We start from the raw sequence: 21,380 nt of genomic DNA, 5'->3' as shown, positions 1-21,380 counted from the left end.
GCATGGCGAACACCATTGAACAATTTATACTCGCTGTGGCTACAACAAATAAAGAGCGGGTCATGGGCGGAACAGCCGTTTTTTTCTGTGAAAATAAAGAAGAACTCGACATGTACGCCATGAATTTAGAGGCCATTTTAGATGGAATTGCACACGGAATTGGAGAAGATCTTTACTTGATTGTCAAACATTTTTAAGTTATTCATTGTGGTCTGATTAAAAATTGATATAATATATAAGTTGAACCCTTCATGTTTGAAGGGTTTATTTCATAAAACTGAATGAAAATTTTAAATCCCGGTTGAAACATGATGATGAACATATTGAATCGCGGCTGGATTGAAAGGAAGGGTACTATGGGTAAACCTGTCGTAGCCATTGTTGGAAGGCCCAACGTTGGAAAATCTACAATTTTTAATCGAATCGCAGGCGAAAGAATATCGATTGTAGAAGACACACCTGGTGTAACAAGAGATCGAATCTATAGCTCTGCTGAATGGTTAAATTATGACTTTAACTTAATAGATACTGGTGGAATTGATATTGGAGATGAGCCATTTTTAGCGCAAATTCGCCATCAGGCAGAAATCGCAATGGATGAAGCGGATGTCATTATCTTTATGGTGAATGGCCGAGATGGTGTCACATCTGCGGACGAAGAAGTCGCAAAAATTTTATATCGCACGAAAAAGCCAGTTGTACTTGCTGTCAATAAACTGGACAACCCTGAAATGAGAAGTGACGTGTATGACTTTTATGCACTAGGGTTTGGCGAACCGTATCCGATTTCTGGAACGCACGGATTAGGTCTAGGTGATCTGCTTGATGCTGTCGCAGAACACTTCAAAAATTTACCGGATACACAGTATGCGGAAGAAGTTGTTCAGTTCTGCTTAATCGGCCGCCCGAATGTAGGGAAATCTTCTTTAGTGAATGCAATGCTTGGAGAAGACCGGGTCATTGTGAGCAACATCGCTGGTACAACAAGAGATGCTGTGGATACGATGTTTACGTACAATCAGCGTGACTTTGTCATTGTCGATACAGCAGGTATGAGGAAAAAAGGAAAAGTATATGAAACAACAGAGAAATACAGTGTGCTTCGTGCATTAAAAGCCATTGATCGTTCTGATGTTGTCGCTGTTGTTCTAGACGGTGAAGAAGGCATTATTGAGCAGGATAAACGTATTGCAGGCTATGCACACGAAGCTGGTAAAGCTGTTGTGATCGTTGTGAACAAATGGGACGCTGTTGAAAAAGATGAGCGTACAATGAAGGAATTTGAGCAAAACATTCGCGAGCATTTTCAATTCCTGGATTATGCACCTGTCTTGTTTATGTCTGCTCTCACGAAAAAGAGAATTCATACGTTAATGCCATCCATTATTACAGCTAGTGAAAATCATGCGATGCGCGTTCAAACGAATATTTTGAACGATATCATCATGGATGCAGTGGCAATGAATCCAACACCGACTCATAATGGACAGCGTCTGAAAATTTACTATGCGACACAGGTGGCTATTAAGCCTCCGTCCTTTGTGGTGTTTGTAAATGATCCAGAGCTTATGCACTTTTCTTATGAACGTTTCCTAGAAAACCGCATTCGAGATGCGTTTGGTTTTGAAGGAACACCGATTAAAATATTTGCGAGAGCGAGAAAATAAAAAGGGTGAGCAGAATGAAGAAAATTTCAGTACTTGGAGCAGGCAGCTGGGGAACAGCTCTTGCGCTTGTATTAGCTGATAATCATCATGATGTACACATGTGGGGACATAGACAAGAGCTTATTGATCAAATCAATGAGAAACATGAAAATCATGATTACTTGCCAAATGTCGCACTGCCAGCGTCTATCAAGGCGACGACAGACATGAAGCAGGCGTTAGAGGGGACAGACGCTATTATTGTCGCTGTGCCAACAAAGGCCATTCGTGAAGTATTAAAGCAGGCAAATGAGCTGATCATATCGAAAGTGCCGTTTGTTCATGTAAGTAAAGGGATTGAACCAGATACACTTCTGAGAATATCTCAAATGATTGAACAAGAAGTCCCAGATGAGAAAAGAGAAGCTGTTGTTGTCTTATCAGGGCCGAGCCATGCCGAAGAAGTAGGCTTGCGTCATCCGACAACTGTCACTGTCTCATCAGAAAATATTGAAGCGGCTCAATTTGTTCAAGATTTGTTCATGAACAACAACTTTAGAGTATACACAAACCCTGATGTGATTGGTGTAGAAATTGGCGGAGCACTGAAAAATATCATTGCTCTTGCGGCAGGGATCACAGACGGACTTGGATATGGTGACAATGCGAAAGCGGCGCTCATCACTAGAGGACTCGCTGAAATCGCACGTCTCGGTACAAAAATGGGAGGAAATCCTCTGACATTTGCCGGATTAACAGGCGTGGGAGATTTGATCGTGACATGTACAAGTGTTCATTCGCGTAACTGGCGCTGCGGAAATCTGCTTGGTAAAGGGTATAAGCTTGAAGAAGTGCTTGAAAAAATGGGGATGGTTGTTGAAGGCGTACGTACAACAAAAGGCGCTTATCAGCTCTCCAAAGAATACAAGGTCAGCATGCCGATTACAGAGGCGCTTTACCACGTCTTATTTGAAGGGAAAAAGGTCGACGATGCTGTAGAATCATTGATGGCACGTGTGAAAACACATGAAATGGAAGACCTTGTGAACATGTTTGAAAACCAAACAAAATAAATGGAAGACTGAACTTAGGCATGTAGAGGATGCAAGAAGGGGAAGACTTGCATAACATAGCAATGAAGTTTGAATAGAGCTTTGCCTCTACAGAATGAGGAAAAATAGTCGATTTAATGACTGAAGCAGAGTCCCCCTCTTTGCTTCAGTTTTTTTATGCGCTTTTTTCTGAATGATTGGAAAAATGATTGATATTTACCTTATTTTTGGTTTAGAATGAAATATAAACGCTTACAATTTGTTCGTTTTGAAGGGGGACAGGCACGATGAGTTTTGCTTTAATCAAGATGTGGTTTGCGCTTGGTTCAATGGGGCTCATGTTTTTAGCCGTAGTAACCATTTATTTCAGTCGATTTAAGCTGAAAAGCCGGTTTCTTAAAATAACAGCCTCGACCGTTGCATACAGCTTGATGCTTATATCAGGTATCATTGTGTTTTTAGTTGTATTTAGCGGGCCGGTCAATGAATAAAGAAAAAGGAAGAATGTGATGATCAAAGCAAAAGTCAGTGTCACGTTGTTAGCACTTATTTTACTAACAGGATGTCTGTATCCAGAAAATCGCAAAACTGAAAACCGTGTGCCATATGAAGAACAGCTGCAAAGCGTTCAGACAGCGATTGAGGAATTTCAAAAAGCAACAAATGGCCTTTTGCCGATTGAAACGAAAGAAGCAGACACGCCGGTTTATCAGAAGTACGTCATCGACTTTAAGCGCTTGTCACCAAGATATTTACACGATGTACCGTCTACATCTTTTGAAGGCGGGGGAGAATATATGTATGTCCTCACAGACGTCGAAAAAAAACCAACGGTGAAACTGCTTGATGTCAAAATGACGCAAACCATCAGTGAATTACGGCTTAGAATCAAAATATATCAAGATGAACATACATATCCGCCATATGGCAAAGTAGTATCAAGCAATTTATATACGTTAAATGAAAAAAAGCTAGGCTTAAAATCGCCGCCTACGGTCATGAGTCCGGTGACGGGGAATTCCCTCCCGTTACTGATTTCATCAAATGGCGAAATCTATGTGGACTACCGAAGTGATTTTGCTCATATTTTGAAGAATACGAAACAAAAGCTCAAACCAGGTGAAAACATTCAAGATGTCTATTGGCAGGAAACCCCGTTTGTACCCGCGTTTTCTGTCCCATATACCATCAACAAAAAAGGTGAGCCTGACTTTTTAGAAAAAAAGACGTCATAAACAAGAATGAACCTTTTTCCTCTGCATATAAATGAGGAGAAAGGTTTTTTTATGGCTAAACATACTCTCAAAACAAAAAAGGTGTCATATTCAAATAGGACAACGTCATACACATATATTGTCCAGACACCTTTCAAGCACAGTTTGATTGAAGAATAGAGTATTTTATTTGAAAACGAGGATAGCAAGTCCGGGAGGGGATCACTTGGAAAAAGTCGATATTTTCAAGGATATCGCTGAACGAACAGGAGGCGATATATATTTAGGAGTCGTTGGCGCTGTTCGTACAGGGAAATCTACGTTTATTAAAAAGTTTATGGAGCTCGTGGTGCTCCCGAATATCAATAATGAGGCAGATCGTGCAAGAGCACAGGATGAATTGCCGCAAAGTGCAGCAGGAAAAACCATTATGACCACTGAGCCAAAATTTGTACCGAATCAAGCGGCATCGATCCATGTGAGTGACGGTCTTGATGTCAACATCAGGCTTGTTGATTGTGTCGGATACACAGTCCCTGGTGCGCGCGGGTATGAAGATGAAAATGGTCCAAGAATGATCAACACGCCGTGGTATGAAGAGCCAATCCCGTTCCATGAAGCAGCGGAAATTGGCACACGCAAGGTCATTCAAGAGCATTCAACCATCGGTGTTGTGATTACAACAGATGGTTCCATTGGAGAAATCCCAAGACATGATTATATTGAGTCTGAAGAACGTGTGATTGATGAGCTCAAAGAGGTTGGAAAGCCGTTTATTATGGTGATCAACTCTGTGAGGCCATATCACCCTGAAACTGAAGCGCTGCGGCAGGAACTCAGCCAAAAATATGATATTCCAGTACTCGCCATGAGTGTAGAAAGTATGAGAGAGCAAGACGTCCTTAGTGTGCTTCGTGAAGCATTATATGAATTCCCAGTCCTAGAGGTGAATGTGAACTTGCCAAGCTGGGTCATGGTGCTGAAAGAAGATCATTGGCTGAGAGAAAGTTATCAGGATTCAGTGAAGGAAACCGTAAAGGATATTAAAAGATTAAGAGATGTTGACCGTGTCGTTGGTCAATTCAGCGAATTTGACTTTATTGAAAGAGCGGGCTTAGCAGGGATTGAAATGGGTCAGGGGATTGCGGAGATTGACCTGTACGCCCCAGATGATCTATATGATCATATTCTAAAAGAAGTGGTTGGTGTGGAAATTAGAGGGAAAGACCATCTTCTAGAGCTCATGCAAGATTTTGCGCATGCGAAGACAGAATATGATCAAGTATCAGACGCATTAAAAATGGTGAAGCAGACGGGATACGGGATTGCGGCCCCGGCCTTGTCAGATATGAGTTTAGATGAGCCGGAAATCATTAGGCAGGGCTCGAGATTCGGCGTGAGATTAAAGGCGGTTGCGCCATCTATTCATATGATTAAGGTAGATGTAGAGAGTGAATTTGCACCGATTATTGGAACAGAGAAACAAAGTGAAGAGCTCGTCCGCTACTTAATGCAAGACTTTGAAGATGATCCGCTTTCGATTTGGAATTCTGATATATTTGGGCGCTCACTCAGCTCCCTTGTCAGAGAAGGTATTCAAGCAAAGCTGTCGCTGATGCCAGAAAATGCAAGATATAAGCTGAAAGAAACGCTTGAAAGAATCATCAACGAAGGATCAGGCGGTTTGATCGCCATTATTCTATAGCATGTGAGACCTCTCATTGACAGGGGTCTTTTTTTGCGTATTGAATGAGTCATAAAAAGACAATTGTATAAAGATTAGTCAGATTCAGGCTGAAATTAGGAATATTCGTTCGTAAAAGTGCCCTTAATCCTTGACGAATAAGGATTCTTCCCTTTAAAATGCTTGATATGGTATTTCATATGTGTTAATCTACTTACAGAAAATCTTCACTTTGTTGGACAAACATTCCTTCAAAGAGTTGTTTTCTAATGAATAGCCATGTATAACGCTTTCTAGACGCTCTTTTTTTCGAAAAAAGTGTATAGAAAGAAGATGAATTGTGAAGAAATGATAACAATCTACTGAATGCATATTTTTGGGAGGAGGTGAAAGGCATGAACAAGACAGAACTTATTAACGCGGTTGCTGAAGCAAGCGAGTTATCTAAAAAAGACGCGACAAAAGCAGTTGATTCTGTTTTTGATACAATTTTAGATGCACTTAAAAATGGTGACAAAATCCAACTTATCGGTTTTGGTAACTTTGAAGTACGTGAGCGTTCAGCTCGTAAAGGACGTAACCCACAAACTGGTGCAGAGATCGAAATCCCTGCAAGCAAAGTACCTGCTTTCAAACCAGGTAAAGCACTTAAAGACGCGGTGGCAGGTAAATAATCGTTATGTGTAATGATCCTATTGCAGGAGTTATACATATAAAGTTTCACACTGGTCTAGAAAAGCCCCTTTCATAAGGGGCTTTTCCTTTTGAATCAAAAGGTTCGTTTAGAACGCTCTCCTTTGCTTTTAGGATCTGAAGTGTGCTAGAATCTGATTGAAATGTAATCGCCTTTGGAGGATATAATACATGAGTGAAATAAATAAAGAACTAATCGAACACGCAGTACGCGATATATTAAAAGCCATCGGAGAAGATCCAGATCGTGAAGGACTTCTTGATACCCCAAAACGAGTAGCAAAAATGTATGAAGAAGTGTTCTCGGGATTAAATGAAGATCCAAAAGAACATTTTAAAACCATTTTTGGTGAAGACCACGAAGAACTCGTTCTTGTAAAAGATATTGCTTTCCATTCAATGTGTGAACACCACCTTGTACCTTTTTACGGAAAAGCCCATGTCGCTTATATTCCGCGCGGCGGAAAAGTAACGGGACTTAGCAAACTTGCAAGAGCTGTAGAGGCTGTTGCCAAACGCCCGCAGCTTCAGGAACGCATTACATCAACCATTGCAGATAGTATGGTGGAAACACTCAATCCGCATGGCGTGATGATTGTCGTTGAAGCAGAGCATATGTGTATGACGATGCGCGGAGTGAAAAAGCCAGGTGCTAAAACCGTGACATCAGCAGTACGCGGTACATTTGCAAATGATACGGCGGCAAGAGCAGAAGTGCTTTCCTTTATTAAAAACGACTAATTCAATAGATGGAAGGTGAACAGATTGAGTGAAAATAAAGCATCTGATTTTGTAGTGATTAAAGCCATTGATAATGGTGTAAATGTCATCGGCTTAACTAGAGGCTCTGATACAAGATTTCACCATTCCGAAAAGCTCGATAAAGGTGAAGTCATCATTGCACAATTTACTGAGCATACGTCAGCGATCAAAGTAAGAGGCGATGCTGTCATTCAAACGAGCTTCGGTGAAATTCAAAGCGAAGCAAAGAAATAAGCACTTGAATGCACTTGATAGCATAAAAGTGAGAGCTGATATGGTATAATAAATCTCTATACAATGTGCAGGGCTACATATGAAACTGTAATTTTTGGGACAAGGGTGATATCTTTGCAAGACATCTACGGAATTTTATCTAATCTAAATATAAAATTAAATAAAAAGCTTTCTCATCCTTATTTGGCGAAGCATTTACGTGCGCCACTCATCGATGAAGATAAGCTCCTTCTTTTTCATGCAATGTTTGATGAAGCTCAAATTGATGCAGAGAAAAAAGAAAATTATATTTTAACGGCGATGCTTGTACAAATTGCCCTTGATACCCATGACGAAGTCACAACTGCTGCAGCCATCAAACAAGACGAATTCAAAAATCGTCAGCTGACCATCCTAGCAGGAGACTATTTCAGCGGTCTCTATTATTCTCTTCTCTCTGACATGAAAGACATCTACATGATTCGCACGCTCGCAACGGCGATCAAAGAGATCAATGAACATAAAATTAGACTGTATGATCGATCCATTAAAGATGCAGCGCACTTTTACAAAAGTGTAGCAACTGTTGAGTCTGCGTTATTCCAAAGGGTTTCTGAGCATTTTCAATTAACGCATTGGAATGAGATTGCAAGTCGTTTCCTTGTTTATAAGCGTTTCATGAAACAAGCAGAAGATGACAAACATTTAAAACTTTTTTTGAACGATAGCTATACGGACGCCTATACATGTTTTGACAACTTTGAGAAGGAAGGCTATGAAAAGGCCAAACGATCGATCAAGGAGCTTCTTGTTTCATCTCCGGTCGTTCAAAAAGAGCTATTAAATCGCTTGGATCATATGAAAAATGAGCCTGCGTACCATCAGAAAGTGGAAGAAGGGTAAGTCATGCAGCAATCAAAAGAACAGCGAGTACACGGTGTATTTGAAAAAATTTATAAAAATTATGATCAAATGAACTCTGTCATCAGCTTTAAGCAGCATAAAAAGTGGCGCGATAAAACAATGAAACTCATGAATGTTCAAAAAGGAGCCAAAGCATTGGATGTATGCTGCGGAACAGCCGATTGGACCATTGCGCTTGCTGATGCTGTAGGCGAAAAAGGCGAAGTCAAAGGCCTTGATTTTAGTAAAAATATGCTGAGTGTTGGAGAAACGAAGGTGAAAACTGGGGGCTATAATCAAATTGAACTGCTTCACGGCAATGCGATGGAGCTTCCTTTTGAGGATAACACATTTGATTATGTCACGATCGGTTTTGGCCTACGAAACGTCCCTGATTACTTAACGGTGCTAAAGGAAATGACAAGAGTCGTGAAGCCTGGTGGAATGGTTGTCTGTCTTGAGACATCACAGCCTGAAATGATTGGGTTTAAACAAGGCTACTATGTCTATTTCAAATACATCATGCCGCTCTTTGGTAAACTGTTTGCCAAAAGCTATCAGGAGTATTCATGGCTTCAAGAATCAGCCAAAGCGTTCCCTGGCATGAAAGAACTGGCGGCTCTTTTCGAAGAGGCGGGTCTGTCTGATGTCTCGTATCATCCATTTACAGGCGGTGTAGCAGCAACACATATCGGAAAGAAGCTTTGAATAAACGATATTTGGGTGAAAATAATGAAACTAAAAGCAATGATCTCTTTTTTAAATCATGATATCGATATTATTGAAAAAGAGCTTGAACAAACAGTTCGCTCTGATTATGCATTATTAAGTGAAGCAGGTCTTCATTTGCTGCAAGCGGGCGGAAAACGAATCCGCCCCGTTTTTGTTCTCCTTTCAGGCATGTTTGGCGACTATGACATTAATAAAATTAAATATGTTGCCGTTGCTCTTGAGCTGATTCATATGGCATCGCTCGTTCATGATGATGTCATTGATGATGCTGAGCTGAGAAGAGGCAAGCCAACGATTAAGGCAAAATGGGACAATCGAATTGCCATGTACACAGGAGATTATATGTTTGCAAGATCGCTTGAGTATATGACAAAGATCAATCACCCAATGGCGCATGAAATTTTGTCAAAGATGGTCGTCGAGCTCTGTCTTGGTGAAATCGAGCAAGTGAAAGACAAATACAATATGGATCAAAACCTGCGTACATACTTAAGAAGAATCAAACGAAAAACAGCCTTGCTCATTGCAGGCAGCTGCCAGTTAGGTGCGATAGCAGCAGGTACAGATGAGAAAACACATAAAGCCCTTTACTGGTTTGGCTATTATGTCGGTATGTCCTATCAGATCATTGATGATGTGCTTGATTTCACATCAACTGAAGAAGAGCTTGGTAAGCCTGTTGGGGGAGACCTTTTACAAGGAAATGTCACACTCCCGGTCTTATATGCACTGAAGAACCAGGCACTCGAAGGCCAATTAAAGCTGATTAATAGTGAAACAACGGAAATGCAGCTGAAGCCTGTGATTGAACATCTCAAACAAACAGATGCGATCGACCGCTCGATTCGAGTGAGTGAAATGTATTTGAAGAAGGCATTTGAACAGCTGGACAAACTTCCTCGAGGACGAGCGAAAACGTCACTCGCCTCCATTGCCAAATATATTGGAAAACGAAAATTCTAATCAACATGTTGTTGATTGGTTTTTTTGTGAAATTTTTTGTCAAAAATTGATTATTATAAAAAAAAATGATACGATCACTTTGTAACAATGTAAGCCTATACATACATAACGACGGGGTGGAGAACGTATATGGACAAAACATTTCTTATGGTCAAACCTGATGGTGTGGAAAGACAATTAATCGGTGAAATTGTGTCAAGATTCGAAAAAAAGGGGCTTCAGCTTGTTGGTGCAAAACTAATGAGTATTCCAAAAGAAGTAGCAGAAACACATTACGGAGAGCATAAAGAAAAACCATTTTTCGGGGAATTGGTTGACTTTATTACGTCAGGACCAGTATTTGCAATGGTATGGCAAGGTGAACAGGTAGTAGATGTAACAAGACAGATTATCGGCAAAACAAACCCGAAGGAAGCACTTCCAGGCACAATAAGAGGAGACTATGGATTGACGGTTGGAAAAAACATTATCCATGGCTCAGACTCACCAGAAAGTGCTGAAAGAGAAATCAACTTATTCTTCAAACAAGAAGAACTCACAAGCTGGGATCAAACCATCTCAAGCTGGATTTATTAAGGTTCAAGCCAAGGTGTTCATCAAATGAGCACCTTGGCTTTTTTTATATGAATATTTCTACACGAAATTTCGCATGAGAAGATACAAATTTTCGATAAAAACAGCTATACTAGGACAAAGATAGATGAGACAGGAGAGGACTTTGATGGATCAATATCAAGTATTTGTCGGAAAATGGAAAAAACTAACCGGGGTGGATCTGAATTTATATAAAGAAGCACAAATGAAACGAAGATTAACGTCACTTTATGATAAAAAAGGATATAGAGATTTTGAAGCATTCGCGGCTGCCCTTGAAAAGGATAGAGCACTATTAGATGAGACGATGGATCGAATGACGATCAATGTGTCAGAATTTTACCGAAACTATCAGCGCTGGGAAGTGCTTGACCAAAAAATTCTTCCGCTGCTTTCGAAAAACAGCGGCACCCTAAAAATATGGAGTGCAGCATGTTCGACAGGAGAGGAGCCGTATACACTCTCAATGCTTCTATCAAGCCATCCGCTCGTGAAGGACTTCCAAATTATTGCAACTGATATTGATGATAAAGTTCTGCAATCAGCTCAAAAAGGAAGATATCATGAACGATCATTGCAAGAGGTACCAGATCAAATCAAGCAAAAATATTTCACAAAAGAAGATTCTTCATTTTACACTGTGAAGGATGATGTGCGAAAGCACATTCAATTTAAGAAGCACAACCTTTTAGCAGATCCTTATGAAAAACAGCTTGATCTTATCGTGTGCCGAAATGTCCTCATTTACTTTACAGAAGAGGCAAAAGAAGAGATTTACTTGAAAATGAGCAGCAGTTTAAAACCAAATGGCGTATTATTTGTGGGTTCTACTGAACAAATTTTTCACCCAGAAAAGTTTGGACTGACATCTGCTGATACTTTCTTTTATCAAAAGAAGGGGTTGTAGCTGACTTTTTAGTAGTAAGTGTGTTATCATAGTTTTACTTAAAAGCGTTAATGCGATGAAGGGAGATCAAGTCATGAGATACTTAACAGCAGGTGAATCACATGGTCCACAATTGACCACAATTATTGAAGGCGTTCCAGCGGGACTTTACATAGAGCAGGATGACATCAATTATGAATTGGCTAGAAGACAAAAAGGTCACGGCCGCGGGCGAAGAATGCAGATTGAAAAAGACCAAGCGAAAGTGTTAAGTGGTGTTCGCCACGGGAAAACATTAGGTTCTCCTATTGCACTTGTCGTTGAAAACAACGACTGGAAGCATTGGACAAAGGTGATGGGGGCAGAGCCGATCACAGAAGAAGAAGAGAGTGAAATGAAGCGTCAAATTTCACGCCCTAGACCAGGACATGCGGATTTAAATGGTGCGATTAAATATGGACATCGTGATATGCGAAACGTATTAGAGCGTTCATCAGCCCGCGAGACAACCGTTCGCGTAGCAGCAGGCGCAGTCGCCAAACAAATCTTGGCTCATCTAGGAATCAAGGTAGCTGGCCACGTTCTTGAAATTGGCGGAGTGAAAGCAGCTCATACGACATATAAATCGATTGAAGATTTGCAAAAGGTAACGGAAGAGTCGCCTGTTCGCTGCTACGACAGTGAAGCAGGTCAAAAAATGATGGATGCCATTGATGAAGCGAAGAAAAACGGTGATTCAATTGGCGGAATTGTTGAAGTTATCGTTGAAGGAATGCCGGTTGGAGTCGGAAGCTATGTTCACTATGACCGCAAATTAGACAGCAAGCTTGCAGGTGCTGTTCTGAGTATCAACGCTTTTAAAGGGGTTGAATTCGGTATCGGCTTCGAGGCGGCTTCTAAAAATGGCAGTGAGGTCCATGATGAAATCATTTGGGATGAAGAAAAAGGCTATACGAGAAAAACAAATCGCTTAGGCGGTCTTGAAGGCGGAATGTCAACTGGTATGCCAATTGTCGTAAGAGGGGTCATGAAACCAATCCCAACGCTTTATAAACCGCTTCAAAGCGTTGACATTGAAACAAAAGAACCTTTCTCCGCAAGTATTGAACGTTCTGACAGCTGTGCTGTTCCTGCCGCAAGTGTTGTCGCAGAAGCAGTCGTGGCTTGGGAAATTGCCAATGCTGTTGTTGAGCAGTTTGGTCTTGATCAAATCGACCGCATTAAAGAAAATGTTGAAAAAATGCGCCAGCTTCAGAGGGAATTTTAATGAAAACACTGGAAGTTAAGACGTCTTCAGCCACTTATCCTGTATACATCGGTGATGGGATTAAACGCAATATCGTCGACTTGATGACTTCCACGGGGCATTCCTATACGAAGCTCCTAATCGTTACAGATACAGCTGTTGATGCCATTTACGGTGATGAAATGGTTCGATTACTTAAGCAGAAGTGGTCTGTGCATAAAGTGGTTGTGCCAAGCGGAGAGCAGTCGAAATCTTTTGCTGAGTTTGAGCATATTCATACGAAGGCCATTCAGTTTCAGCTGGATCGCTCCTCGTGCATCATTGCGCTGGGAGGAGGCGTAATTGGGGATTTGGCTGGCTTTGTTGCTGCTAGTTATATGAGAGGCATTGATTTTATTCAAGTGCCGACGACGCTGCTGGCACATGACAGTGCAGTTGGCGGGAAAACAGGGATTAACCACCCGCTCGGTAAAAATTTAATCGGTGCATTTCATCAGCCGAAAGCTGTGATCTATGATACGAGTATGCTTGAGACACTATCTCAAATTGAAATGAGGTCAGGCTTTGCTGAGGTCATCAAACATGCCCTCATTTCAAGTGAAGACTTTTTATCAGAACTGATGTCCATTCGTTCTTTGGCGGAATGTTCAAAGAGCGAGCTGGCACATATGCTGTATCAAGGGATTCAAGTCAAAGCGTCGATTGTTCAAAAAGACGAAAGAGAACAAGGCGTGCGTGCATTTTTGAATTTAGGTCATACACTTGGGCACGCCATTGAAGCAGAGTATGGATACGGCGTTATCACGCACGGAGATGCTATTGCAATCGGCATGCAGTTTGCGCTATATGTGAGCGAAAAGAAGCTGGGACTCAGCCTCAATCGGATGGAACTAAAAAATTGGATGAAAGAACTCGGATTCCCGGTACAAGTCACTCAAAACATTTCCACGAAAACATTTGTTGACCGAATGATTGGTGATAAAAAGGCAAGAGGCGGAACCGTTCAATTTGTTTTATTAAAACAGGTTGGAGACGCTGTCTTGCAGTCTTTCACAAAAGATGAGCTGCATCACTGGCTCGAAGAATGGAAACGGGAGGAGGGATGTCTATGATGTTTCGCGGGATACGTGGGGCTACAACTGTGACAGAAGATACAGAAACAGAAGTGTTAAACAAAACGAAACAGCTGCTAGAAGCGATTATTTCAAGAAATCAAGTAGATCCAGAACGTGTCGTGCAGATCTTAATTTCAGCTACACAAGATATTCACTCCGTTTTTCCGGCAAAAGCCCTTCGTCAGTTTGAAGGATGGACGTATGTGCCTGTTACTTGTATGCAGGAGCTGGACATTCAAGGCGGTCTAAAGCATTGCATTCGCGTTTTAATGACGGTCCAAACAGACACAAAGCAGGAAGATGTGCAGCATGTGTACTTGGAAGAAGCTGTGACGCTTCGCCCTGATTTACAGTTGACAAAAAACAAGGAATTATAATACGATATGAACAGCCGAAGTTTACACACAGGTGTAAACGGCATTGCAAGCTTAGAGAAGATGAGAATGAGACTAGGGTAGTTGAGATGAGTAGAGTTGAGCAGAGATACGATACGTCTATTTCATCATACTGCCTAAAAGAGCAACCCTCTTTTAGGCTTATTTCGTATACTCATACAAACCCTCTATATGTCCCCTCATTCTCCTTAATCCCATTTAAGGAGTGTGCTTATGAATTCCCAATCAAACCTGACCCAATTTTTAAGGGACAGCGAGTCCCACAAAACAATCCCGATTGTTGAAACCATTACAGTTGATACGCTCTCACCGATTCAAATTGTCGAAAAACTCAAGCAAGATATTGTGTATCTGCTAGAAAGCAGAGACGAGTCTTCTAGCTGGTCGAGATATTCCTTCATCGGATTACATCCTTTTTTAACCTTACACGATGACCAAAACCAATATATTGCACGTGACGCTGCAGGGCAGGAAGTCATGAAAAAGCAAGAACTGAAAGACTTACTAGACTGGATGAAAGAGCAATACCAAATCAAGACACCAGATGTTGACATCCCATTTACAGGCGGGGCAGTTGGGTACTTAAGTTACGATCTTATTCCAAGTATTGAACCTTCTGTCAGGCCACACCTAAGCGCATCAACGACAGACAATTGTACTCTATTTGTCTGCCAAACGATGATTGCCTTTGATCATGAAACTAATCATGTTCATTTTATCCAATACACCCAGCTGACCGGAAATGAAACAGAAGACGAAAAAATACAAGCTTATAAAGAAAATCAAAAGCGGCTTGAACAGATGATTCACAAGCTCCATACAAAGATTGATATGAAAGAACTGATTTTATCAGGGAATATGAACGAATCACCGTCCTTTGAACATGTGACGTCAACCTATGAAAAAGCGCAATTTTTAAAGGACGTAGAAAAAATCAAAGAATACATTCGAGCAGGTGATATTTTTCAAGGCGTCCTCTCACAGCGCTTTGATATCCCAGTGTCAGTGAGTTCATTTGAATTATACCGCGTGCTTCGCATTGTGAATCCATCTCCATACATGTATTTTATGAAATTAAAAGACCGCGATTTAGTCGGAAGCTCGCCAGAACGATTAATCCATGCCAAAAATGGGCACTTAGAAATTCACCCCATTGCAGGCACAAGAAAACGAGGAAAAACAAAAGAAGAGGACGCTGCGCTTGCAAGAGAGCTGTTAGAGGATGAGAAAGAAAAAGCAGAACATTACATGTTAGTAGATCTAGCCAGAAATGATGTCGGCCGCGTAGCAGAATACGGCAGTGTGTCTGTACCGACCTTTACAAAAGTTGTGAACTTTTCACATGTCATGCACATCATCTCCATTGTGACAGGGAAGCTAAAGCAGGATACACACCCAGTCGATGCGCTCATGTCCGCTTTTCCTGCAGGCACATTAACAGGGGCACCGAAAATAAGAGCGATGCAATTATTAAATGAAATGGAGCCTGAGCCAAGGGAAACGTATGGCGGCTGTATTGCCTATATTGGGTTCGACGGCAATATCGACTCTTGTATTACCATTCGCACCATGAGCATCAAAGATCAGACCGCTTCCATACAAGCAGGCGCTGGCATTGTCGCAGATTCTGTTCCAGAAAATGAATGGGAAGAGACTTGTAACAAGGCAGGAGCGCTTCTGAAGGCCATTCAGCTTGCTGAACATATTTTCTCAGAAAAGGAGAGTGTGCAGGATGAATCAGCGACTTTCAGCTCTTGTTAACGGAGGCTTCCTATCAGAAAATGAAGCCCATAGGCTAATGCATGATATGTTGAGCGGATCTTTAACAGATGCTGAAGTCGCTGCAAGTCTATCGATTTTAGCGCACAGAGGAGAAACCGCTGAAGAAATGACAGGCTTCGTGAGGGCCATGCGGCAAAAGGCAGCACCAGCGGAAAGATCGCTCGATGTCGTTGACACATGCGGTACAGGAGGCGATGGACTCTCTACATTTAATATATCAACTGCAGCTGCCATTGTGGCTTCCGCCGCTGGTGCTAAAATCGCAAAACACGGAAATCGTTCAGTCTCTTCTAAAAGCGGAAGTGCCGACGTGCTAGAGTGTCTTGGCATTCACATTCAATCCACTCCAGAAGAAACGAGAAGACAAATACAAGACAAAAACATGGGCTTTTTATTTGCACCACTGTACCATTCATCTATGAAACAAGTAGCAGCAGTCCGCAAGCAGCTTGGCTTCCGGACGGTATTTAATCTATTAGGACCGCTTTGCCACCCGATGCAAGCCAAAAAGCAAATCATCGGTGTGTATGCAAAGGAAAAGGCGAAATTAATGGCGGAAGCCCTTGCCCCATTAGAGCCAGAGCATGTCTTGTTTGTATGCGGGGAAGACGGGCTGGATGAATTAACGATTACAGCAAATTCATATGTGATTGAACTCAAAAAAGGTGCCATGACAGAATATACGCTAAACCCAGAAGACTTTGGACTGGAAAAAGGATACTTATCAGATATTCAGGTCCAATCACCGGAAGAGAGCGCAAAATTGATTCAGAATATATTGAATCATCAAACAGAAGGGGCGCCGCTTCATATTACAGCTCTGAATGCCGGAGCGGCTTTATATATCGCAGGCAAGTCTGAAAGCCTCATGGCAGGAACATTAAAAGCATTAGAAACGATAAAAAACGGAGCAGCCAAAGAACAATTGGCTCGTTTAAGACAAAAAACGAAAGAGGAAGAGATCTATGCTTAATCAAATCATTGCACGCAAAAAAGAACATATCCAAACGTTGGAGTTACCTGATGATGGACACTATGAAAGACGATCATTTAAAGAAGCACTGATGAATCCTCACCGTTCGATTGGGCTCATTGCTGAGGTGAAAAAGGCATCTCCTTCCAAAGGAATCATTCAGCCGAATTTTGATCCTCTGCAAACAGCAAAAGCATACGAAAAATCGAATGCTGATTGCTTATCAGTCTTAACAGATGAACCATTTTTTCAAGGGAAGAACGAGTATCTTTCCTTAATTAAAGAACACGTCGGACGTCCAATTTTAAGAAAAGACTTTATCATCGATTCCATACAGGTAGAAGAGTCAAGACGTATCGGTGCAGATGCCATTTTATTAATTGGAGAAGTGCTTGAACCGAAACAGCTGCATGAACTCTATGTTGAAGCGAAGGAAAAAGGACTAGATATTCTTGTCGAAGTTCATGCAGCAGATACACTGGAACAAATCTTAAACCTATTCACCCCTGAAATCATTGGCGTGAATAACCGAAATTTAAAAACATTTAAAACAACAGTTGAGCAAACAAAAGAGATTGCACCACTTGTTCCAAAGGATGTCTTACTAGTAAGTGAAAGCGGTATTCAGACATTTGATGATCTGACCTTTGTTAAAAAACATGGAGCGAGTGCTGTCCTTGTAGGTGAATCATTAATGAGAAAACCCTCACAAGAAAAAGCCGTCCAGACGTTGTTTGGTGAATGATCACGATGAAGCCTTTTTTAAAATATTGCGGAGCGGTCTCACTAGAAGATGTAGAATGCATTGCGCAATCTCAAGCAGATGCGATCGGGTTTATTTTTGCTCCAAGTAAAAGACAAGTCGATCCAGAACAAGTGAAACAATGGCTCACCGAGTCGCAGTGTGAGAAAGAGATTACGGGTGTATTTGTAAATGAAAACATCCAAAAAGTGTGTGACATCACAAAGCATATTCCTTTAGATATCGTGCAGCTGCATGGAGATGAAACACGAGAGGATGCAAAAGAAATAAAACAACAAACAGGAGCGATTGTGTGGAAAGTCTTTCACCACGAGCCCGATGTAAAAGAAACACTCGATAAAATGACGGCATTTGCGCCGTTTGTCGATGGCTTCCTCATTGATGCGAAAGTAAAAGGGATGAGAGGTGGTTCTGGCACAGCTTTTACATGGGAAGCGGTACCTGTATACATTCAGCAGGCAAAACGACTGGAGAAAACATGTATCATTGCAGGCGGAATAACACCAGAAACGCTGCCAGAGCTGCTTGCCTATGGCCCAAAAGCGATCGATCTTTCAAGCGGCATAGAAGAAAACGGGAATAAAAGCAGCGCTAAGATCAAAGCGCTCGAAGAAAGGATGTTAAACGATGTACGCATATCCAAATGAGCTTGGCAGATATGGAGAATTTGGAGGGAAATTTGTTCCTGAGACGCTCATGCAGCCGCTCGAAGAAATCGAACAAGCATTTAACGAATTAAAAGAAGACCCTGCTTTTGAGCAAGAATATCTTTCCCTTTTGCAAAACTATTCAGGCAGACCGACTGCGCTGACATATGCTGATCAATTATCAGCATACCTCGGCGGCGCAAAAATCTATTTAAAAAGAGAAGATTTAAACCATACAGGCGCTCATAAAATTAACAATGCACTTGGGCAGGCTCTGCTTGCGAAAAAAATGGGGAAATCAAACATCATCGCGGAAACAGGCGCAGGACAGCACGGAGTAGCAGCCGCAACGGTGGCCGCAAAGTTTGGATTATCCTGCACGGTATTTATGGGGAAAGAGGATGTGGAAAGACAATCACTCAATGTATTCCGAATGAAGCTCCTTGGCGCTGAGGTCATACCTGTCACAAGCGGAAATGGCACATTAAAAGATGCAACCAACGAAGCGATTCGTTACTGGGTCCAGCACTGCAGTGATCATTTCTATATGATCGGCTCAGTTGTAGGACCTCACCCGTATCCCCAAATCGTCAGTGAGTTCCAGCGGATGATTGGTGATGAAGCAAAAGAGCAGATAATTAAAAAAGAAGGCAGGCTCCCACATAAAGTCATTGCTTGTGTCGGCGGCGGAAGTAATGCCATTGGAATGTACCGAGCGTTTTTAGATGAAGAGATTGATATTATTGGTGTAGAAGCCGCTGGAAAAGGAATCGATACGCCGCTTCATGCAGCAACCATTACGAAGGGGACAAAAGGGGTCATTCATGGATCTTTGACATATTTAATCCAAGACGAATTTGGCCAGATTATTGAGCCCTATTCCATTTCAGCTGGTTTAGATTATCCTGGGATCGGGCCAGAGCACGCATATTTACATGCGAGCGGCAGGGTTCAATATGTGAGTGCTACAGATCAAGAAGCACTGGATGCGCTAAAGCTGCTGACAGAAAAGGAAGGAATCCTGCCAGCGATTGAATCAGCACACGCTTTAGCCAAGGCGTTTGAGATGAGCAGGACGATGAATGAAGATGAAATCGTCCTTGTCTGCCTGTCAGGAAGAGGAGATAAGGATGTGCATACATTAATGAATGTGTTTGAAAGTGAGGGCAAAACCAAATGATCACATTTCAATTAGAGAAAGGCGAGAAATTATTCATCCCATTTATCACGGCAGGAGATCCGTCAGAAGAAGTCACGATTGATTTAGCTGTGTCCCTTCAAGCAGCCGGTGCACATGCGATTGAACTAGGTGTCCCTTATTCCGACCCGCTAGCGGACGGTCCTGTCATTCAAAGAGCCTCCAAAAGAGCTCTAAATCATGGCATGAATATCGTAAAAGCGATAGAATTAGCAGGGAAGATGAAAAAAAATGGTGTAAAAATTCCTGTAATTCTATTTACGTATTATAATCCTGTGTTACAATTAGACACAGAATACTTTTTCGCTTTACTGCGCAAAAATCATATTTCGGGACTCTTAACACCCGACTTGCCGTTTGAAGAGAGCAGTGAGCTGCAAAAGAACTGTCAAACTTATGACATTTCATATATTTCGCTCGTTGCACCAACCAGCAAGGAACGATTAGTAAACATTGTAGAGCAGGCAGAAGGTTTTGTGTATTGTGTTTCATCTCTTGGTGTAACAGGTGTCAGACAAACCTTTGACGAATCGATTACTGATTTTATTCAACAAGTGAAACAGCTGAGTCGCATACCGGTTGCGGTCGGTTTTGGCATCTCAACAAGAGAGCAGGTAGACTCAATGAATAAACTGAGTGACGGTGTCGTTGTAGGCAGTGCACTTGTGAAAAAAATTGAAGAACTTCAAGATCAATTGTTAGCAAGTGATACACGTCAAGAAGCTTTAAGAGAATTTGAAACCTATGCAAAAACATTTAGTCCCCTCTATTCATTCAAATGAGGTGAAACTTTTGCAAATCAAAGATCAATTAAAACAACTAAAACCGTATCAACCTGGGAAACCAATTGAAGAGGTCAAAAAAGAATATCAATTAGACAAGATTGTGAAATTGGCTTCAAATGAAAACCCTTTTGGATGTTCCTTACATGCAAGAGAGGCGATACAAGCTGAGCTCGAACATTTAGCGATCTATCCAGATGGATACAGCGCAAGTTTAAGAACGGAGCTTGCTGAGTTTCTTCAAGTAAATGAAAAACAATTAATATTCGGGAATGGCTCAGATGAACTTGTGCAAATTATTGCTAGGGCATTCCTTGACCAACATACAAATACCGTCATCCCAGCTCCATCTTTTCCGCAATACCGTCACAATGCCGTCATTGAGCAGGCAGAGATTCGAGAGGTGCCGCTTTTAGACGGAGGAGCTCACGATCTGAAGGGCATGCTGGATGCGATTGATGAGAACACGAAGGTCGTCTGGGTATGCAACCCGAATAACCCGACGGGAAATCATTTGTCAGAATCTGAGCTTGTGGCGTTTTTAGACCAAGTACCAGCTCATGTGCTTGTTGTACTAGATGAAGCATATGTCGAATACGTTCGTGCGGAAGACTTTCCGAACAGCTTATCTTTATTACACTCCTATCAAAATGTCATCGTACTCCGAACGTTTTCAAAAGCGTATGGACTGGCTGCACTTCGAGTAGGCTATGGCATTGCGTCGGAAGAGTTGATTACTGCGATTGAACCAGCGAGAGAGCCGTTTAATACGAGTCGTATCGCTCAGGCAGCTGCACGTGCAGCGATAAAAGATCAGGATTTCATTCAATCTTGCAGACAGAAAAATGAAGCAGGTCTCAAGCAATATCAAGAATTTGCTGACCGTTTTGGACTTTTTATTTATCCGTCTCAAACAAACTTCGTGCTGATTGATTTTAAGAGAGATGCAGATGAATTATTCAATGCATTATTGAAAAAAGGCTACATTGTTCGTTCTGGTAAAGCACTTGGTTTTCCGACTTCTTTACGTATTACGGTCGGAACAATGGAGCAAAATGCAGAAATTCTAAGTACACTTGCCGATTTAATGCAAGGCATTCGTGCGTAGCATAACCATAAAGTCATATCCTAAGGCAG

The 21,380-nt window shown here is 41.6% G+C and carries 24 protein-coding genes; all 24 read left to right on the top strand.

Features of this window, described 5'->3' with window-relative positions:
* Positions 1–2: 2 nt before the first annotated feature.
* The 24 genes from ACP7A0_RS04080 (at position 3) to hisC (ending at position 21,351) form a co-directional block, all read left to right on the top strand.
* Entirely contained in the window at positions 3–197 is a 195-nt protein-coding gene (locus ACP7A0_RS04080) for a capping complex subunit for YIEGIA (protein WP_003215794.1), read from the top strand.
* Between the two features lie 159 nt (positions 198–356).
* Positions 357–1,667, top strand: a complete 1,311-nt coding sequence (der, locus tag ACP7A0_RS04075) for a ribosome biogenesis GTPase Der (protein WP_034661082.1) — start codon at positions 357–359, stop codon at positions 1,665–1,667.
* 14 nt (positions 1,668–1,681) lie between these two features.
* Complete coding sequence (locus ACP7A0_RS04070) at positions 1,682–2,719, top strand: NAD(P)H-dependent glycerol-3-phosphate dehydrogenase (RefSeq protein WP_106031054.1); 1,038 nt, start codon at positions 1,682–1,684, stop codon at positions 2,717–2,719.
* A gap of 266 nt (positions 2,720–2,985) precedes the next feature.
* Entirely contained in the window at positions 2,986–3,189 is a 204-nt protein-coding gene (locus ACP7A0_RS04065; protein WP_034318888.1) for a DUF2768 domain-containing protein, read from the top strand.
* An 18-nt stretch (positions 3,190–3,207) separates the two neighbouring features.
* Positions 3,208–3,933, top strand: a complete 726-nt coding sequence (locus ACP7A0_RS04060; RefSeq protein ID WP_034661080.1) for a hypothetical protein — start codon at positions 3,208–3,210, stop codon at positions 3,931–3,933.
* Positions 3,934–4,138: 205 nt separating this feature from the next.
* A complete protein-coding gene (spoIVA, locus tag ACP7A0_RS04055) occupies positions 4,139–5,617 on the top strand; it encodes a stage IV sporulation protein A (RefSeq protein ID WP_008344534.1) in 1,479 nt (492 codons plus the stop codon).
* A 374-nt stretch (positions 5,618–5,991) separates the two neighbouring features.
* Positions 5,992–6,270: a non-specific DNA-binding protein Hbs gene (gene hbs / locus ACP7A0_RS04050; protein ID WP_003215863.1), complete on the top strand. Its 279-nt coding sequence runs from the start codon at positions 5,992–5,994 to the stop codon at positions 6,268–6,270.
* Positions 6,271–6,460: 190 nt separating this feature from the next.
* Entirely contained in the window at positions 6,461–7,030 is a 570-nt protein-coding gene (folE, locus tag ACP7A0_RS04045) for a GTP cyclohydrolase I FolE (RefSeq protein ID WP_034661079.1), read from the top strand.
* Positions 7,031–7,054: 24 nt separating this feature from the next.
* On the top strand, positions 7,055–7,285 hold the full coding sequence (mtrB, locus tag ACP7A0_RS04040; protein WP_008344541.1) for a trp RNA-binding attenuation protein MtrB: 231 nt from the start codon (positions 7,055–7,057) through the stop codon (positions 7,283–7,285).
* A gap of 114 nt (positions 7,286–7,399) precedes the next feature.
* The gene (locus tag ACP7A0_RS04035) at positions 7,400–8,167 is read left to right on the top strand and encodes a heptaprenyl diphosphate synthase component 1 (protein ID WP_426004330.1); all 768 of its coding nucleotides are present in this window, start codon (positions 7,400–7,402) and stop codon (positions 8,165–8,167) included.
* Positions 8,168–8,170: 3 nt separating this feature from the next.
* Positions 8,171–8,875, top strand: a complete 705-nt coding sequence (locus ACP7A0_RS04030) for a demethylmenaquinone methyltransferase (RefSeq protein WP_034661076.1) — start codon at positions 8,171–8,173, stop codon at positions 8,873–8,875.
* Positions 8,876–8,899: 24 nt separating this feature from the next.
* Positions 8,900–9,862 (top strand): heptaprenyl diphosphate synthase component II, encoded by a 963-nt coding sequence (hepT, locus tag ACP7A0_RS04025; protein WP_034661075.1) that lies wholly within the window; start codon positions 8,900–8,902, stop codon positions 9,860–9,862.
* A 129-nt stretch (positions 9,863–9,991) separates the two neighbouring features.
* Positions 9,992–10,438 (top strand): nucleoside-diphosphate kinase, encoded by a 447-nt coding sequence (gene ndk, locus ACP7A0_RS04020; protein ID WP_034661072.1) that lies wholly within the window; start codon positions 9,992–9,994, stop codon positions 10,436–10,438.
* A 145-nt stretch (positions 10,439–10,583) separates the two neighbouring features.
* Entirely contained in the window at positions 10,584–11,363 is a 780-nt protein-coding gene (locus tag ACP7A0_RS04015; protein ID WP_066030725.1) for a CheR family methyltransferase, read from the top strand.
* A gap of 73 nt (positions 11,364–11,436) precedes the next feature.
* Complete coding sequence (gene aroC / locus ACP7A0_RS04010; RefSeq protein ID WP_060596745.1) at positions 11,437–12,609, top strand: chorismate synthase; 1,173 nt, start codon at positions 11,437–11,439, stop codon at positions 12,607–12,609.
* Positions 12,609–13,700, top strand: a complete 1,092-nt coding sequence (gene aroB / locus ACP7A0_RS04005; protein ID WP_060596744.1) for a 3-dehydroquinate synthase — start codon at positions 12,609–12,611, stop codon at positions 13,698–13,700. The genes aroC and aroB overlap by 1 nt, the downstream gene beginning before the upstream one ends.
* Positions 13,697–14,080: a chorismate mutase gene (gene aroH / locus ACP7A0_RS04000; protein ID WP_034661065.1), complete on the top strand. Its 384-nt coding sequence runs from the start codon at positions 13,697–13,699 to the stop codon at positions 14,078–14,080. Before aroB ends, aroH begins: the two co-directional genes overlap by 4 nt.
* Positions 14,081–14,311: 231 nt before the next feature.
* Complete coding sequence (gene trpE, locus ACP7A0_RS03995; protein WP_106036829.1) at positions 14,312–15,859, top strand: anthranilate synthase component I; 1,548 nt, start codon at positions 14,312–14,314, stop codon at positions 15,857–15,859.
* On the top strand, positions 15,831–16,853 hold the full coding sequence (gene trpD, locus ACP7A0_RS03990) for an anthranilate phosphoribosyltransferase (RefSeq protein WP_106039208.1): 1,023 nt from the start codon (positions 15,831–15,833) through the stop codon (positions 16,851–16,853). Before trpE ends, trpD begins: the two co-directional genes overlap by 29 nt.
* Positions 16,846–17,598, top strand: coding sequence for an indole-3-glycerol phosphate synthase TrpC (trpC, locus tag ACP7A0_RS03985; protein ID WP_106036828.1), 753 nt, complete (start codon positions 16,846–16,848; stop codon positions 17,596–17,598). Before trpD ends, trpC begins: the two co-directional genes overlap by 8 nt.
* Positions 17,599–17,603: 5 nt before the next feature.
* Positions 17,604–18,263: a phosphoribosylanthranilate isomerase gene (locus ACP7A0_RS03980; protein ID WP_106036827.1), complete on the top strand. Its 660-nt coding sequence runs from the start codon at positions 17,604–17,606 to the stop codon at positions 18,261–18,263.
* Positions 18,244–19,443, top strand: a complete 1,200-nt coding sequence (gene trpB / locus ACP7A0_RS03975) for a tryptophan synthase subunit beta (RefSeq protein ID WP_426004325.1) — start codon at positions 18,244–18,246, stop codon at positions 19,441–19,443. Before ACP7A0_RS03980 ends, trpB begins: the two co-directional genes overlap by 20 nt.
* Positions 19,440–20,243: a tryptophan synthase subunit alpha gene (gene trpA, locus ACP7A0_RS03970; protein WP_426004323.1), complete on the top strand. Its 804-nt coding sequence runs from the start codon at positions 19,440–19,442 to the stop codon at positions 20,241–20,243. Before trpB ends, trpA begins: the two co-directional genes overlap by 4 nt.
* Positions 20,244–20,253: 10 nt before the next feature.
* Positions 20,254–21,351 carry a histidinol-phosphate transaminase gene (gene hisC / locus ACP7A0_RS03965; protein WP_034661979.1) on the top strand — a complete coding sequence of 366 codons (1,098 nt, stop codon included), beginning with the start codon at positions 20,254–20,256 and terminating at the stop codon, positions 21,349–21,351.
* Positions 21,352–21,380: the final 29 nt, after the last annotated feature.

The organism is Bacillus sp. DWP3-1, assembly GCF_049896565.1.
Classification (GTDB): domain Bacteria; phylum Bacillota; class Bacilli; order Bacillales; family Bacillaceae; genus Bacillus.
The sequence above is the reverse complement of the archived record's forward strand: the minus strand, read 5'-3'. Positions and strand labels throughout refer to the sequence as shown.